The following is a 2,292-nucleotide window of genomic DNA, read 5'->3' as shown; positions in this document are numbered from 1 at the left end:
AGGGCCGGCGCGAGCGGGCCCGGGGAGATCGCCGTGAGGTCGTTCTGCAGGAAGACCTTGTCGACCTCGTTCGGCAGCAGCGCCACGAGAGCGGCGGGATCCGCGGCGTCGCCCTCGCGCAGCGACGTCGCCCATGCGGGCTCGGCATCCCACGCGGTCGCGGCGCCCTCGGTGGCCAGTCCCGCGAGCCGGAGGAGCCGGCGCCAGCGCTCCGCGCGCGCCGGCCACGTGGCGTCGAGCGGATACGCGTCGGGCCACAGCGCGGGGTCGATCCAGCCGCCCTGCGCGGTGCGCAGCCCCGCGGGCAGCGCGTCGCGCAGCGCGGTCGCGAGGCGCTCCCATCGTCCGGCGCTCGACTCCCGCACCCACGCGGAGCCCGCGGGGCTCACCAGCCAGCTGCGCTCGGTCGCGGTGAGCAGACCGCCGGTCTCGGCGAGCGCGACGAGGTCGTCGACGTCGTCGGGGTCACGCACGATCTCCTCCTGCGCCATGCGCCGCCGGTCGGTGGCGCCGACCGCGCCGGTGCCGACGCGCGCGATCGGCGTCCGCAGGGTCAGCAGGATGAGGTCGGCGAGCGCCGACGTCGTCGTGAACGCGCGCTCCGCCGCGTGCGCCGAGGCCAGTTCGGTCGCGGCCGCGGGCGTGGTCTGCGGAGTGCGGCTCGGCGCGATGTCGCCCAGCGCGGCGCGCACGGCGGAGTACGCAGCACCGTCGGCATCGGTCAGTCCGAGCCGCTCGGGGCCCGTCCCCTCCGCGAGATCCGCGAGCGCGTCGCGCGAGAGCTCCGCGACCGCTCGCGCGAGCGACTCGGGGGTCAGCAGCGCCTCTGCCGCGTCGAAGAAGTCGTGCCAGTTGGCGCTGGCCGGCACGCGGCGTCGCGCGAACAGTTGCGCGAGCTCGGCGTCCTCCGCCCGCGCGAGCCGCTCTGCCAGGGCGCGGGAGTCTGTGTTGTTCACGGCGCTCGGAGAGGTCACGGGGCGGCGGCGGTCAGGACCGCCCGGCCTTGCCCCTCCGGATGATGCTCATGATGAGCAGAGCCAGGATCAGACCGAACGCGAGCGGCAGGCCGACCATGGGCAGCACGGCCACGATCGGCCAGATGCCGTTCGCGTAGTCGTCGTGCTGCATGCCGGCGGCGGTCGAGATCATGATCGCGAAGAAGCACAGCACCGAGAGAACCGCGATGCCGAGCGCCATGAACGCGAGGATGCGATCGATGCGCCGGACCGGCGGGTCCGCGGGGGAGTTCGTGCTCATCCTCTCCAGAGTAGTGGCTCGCGCCGGGGCGATAGGCTGGAGGCGCGGGATCGATCGGTCTCGCTTTCGTTTTCTCATCACGGGTTCAAGAGGTTGTGTCATGCCCACCGGCAAGGTCAGGTTCTACGACGAGGACAAGGGTTTCGGCTTCATCAGCACGGATGACGGCCAGGACGTCTTCCTGCACGCCAGCGCCCTGCCCGCCGGCACGCCGGCTCCCAAGCAAGGCACGCGACTGGAGTTCGGCGTCGCCGACGGCCGGAAGGGACTGCAGGCGCTGTCCGTGCGCGTGCTCGAGGCGCCGCCCAGCCTGGTGAAGGCGAAGCGCAAGCCGGCCGATGACATGGCGATCATCGTCGAGGATCTCGTGAAGCTGCTCGACGGCATCGGCGGCGACCTGCGTCGCGGGCACTACCCGGCCAACGCGCACGCGCGCAAGATCGCAGCCGTGCTGCGCAAGGTCGCGGACGAGCTCGATGTCTGACGCCTCCGAGACGCCCGAGGAGGGCGAAGCGGTGGCGGAGACCGTCGGCGCCGAGACGGCTGCCGCGGTCGCCGACGCCTCATCGCCCTCGGCCGACGAGGTCGCTGAGACCGGCGCGGAGAGCGCCGAGGCTTCCGACGCCGAGCCGACCGACGCCGAGCCGGCCGACGAGGGTGCGCCGGCCGCCTCCGAGCCCGTCGAGCTTCCCGAGCCGGATCGGCGGCTGCTCGAGGCGCACGACCTCGCGCTCGCGGCGCTGCATGAGATCACTCCCGCCTCGACCGTCGGCGAGGCCGCCGGGTACGCGGTGGAGCCGGACGGTGTCGTCTCGCTGCGCTTCGCCAACACGCTGCTCGGCTACCCCGGCTGGTTCTGGACGGTCTCGCTCGCCGTGGTCGAGGGATCCGAGCCGACCGTGCTGGAGGCGGAGCTGCTGCCCGGCGATGATGCGCTGCTCGCCCCCGAGTGGGTGCCGTGGGCCGTCCGCCTGAAGGAGTATCAGGCCGCGCAGGCCGCCGCCGCGGAGGCCGCCGCTGTCCCCGACGACACGT

At 73.4% G+C, this 2,292-nt stretch carries 3 protein-coding genes and 1 pseudogene; 2 read left to right on the top strand and 2 right to left on the bottom strand.

Going from position 1 to position 2,292, the window contains the following annotated elements:
• Together RIF89_RS14135 and RIF89_RS14130 are read right to left on the bottom strand one after the other, a co-directional pair.
• A pseudogene (locus tag RIF89_RS14135) lies at nucleotides 1-956 on the bottom strand (hypothetical protein); the annotation flags it as partial.
• A gap of 31 nt (nucleotides 957-987) precedes the next feature.
• Complete coding sequence (locus RIF89_RS14130) at nucleotides 988-1,257, bottom strand: multidrug ABC transporter ATPase (protein WP_309069715.1); 270 nt, start codon at nucleotides 1,255-1,257, stop codon at nucleotides 988-990.
• A gap of 100 nt (nucleotides 1,258-1,357) precedes the next feature.
• Here RIF89_RS14130 and RIF89_RS14125 point away from each other — a divergent pair, with 100 nt between their 5' ends.
• Both RIF89_RS14125 and RIF89_RS14120 read left to right on the top strand, forming a co-directional pair.
• Nucleotides 1,358-1,741 carry a cold shock domain-containing protein gene (locus RIF89_RS14125; protein ID WP_309069714.1) on the top strand — a complete coding sequence of 128 codons (384 nt, stop codon included), beginning with the start codon at nucleotides 1,358-1,360 and terminating at the stop codon, nucleotides 1,739-1,741.
• Nucleotides 1,734-2,292 (top strand): DUF3027 domain-containing protein (locus tag RIF89_RS14120; RefSeq protein ID WP_309069713.1); only part of this gene is annotated, 559 nt, incomplete at its 3' end. The genes RIF89_RS14125 and RIF89_RS14120, both read left to right, overlap by 8 nt.

This window comes from Microbacterium sp. (assembly GCF_031178525.1).
Classification (GTDB): domain Bacteria; phylum Actinomycetota; class Actinomycetes; order Actinomycetales; family Microbacteriaceae; genus Microbacterium.
Note: the sequence above shows the minus strand (reverse complement) of the source record. Positions and strands in the feature narration are given on the sequence as shown.

Coding starts and splice junctions, on each gene's coding strand:
- RIF89_RS14130 (WP_309069715.1), bottom strand. CDS start 1,257: ATGAGCACGAACTCCCCCGCGGACCCGCCGGTCCGGCGCATCGATCGC.
- RIF89_RS14125 (WP_309069714.1), top strand. CDS start 1,358: ATGCCCACCGGCAAGGTCAGGTTCTACGACGAGGACAAGGGTTTCGGC.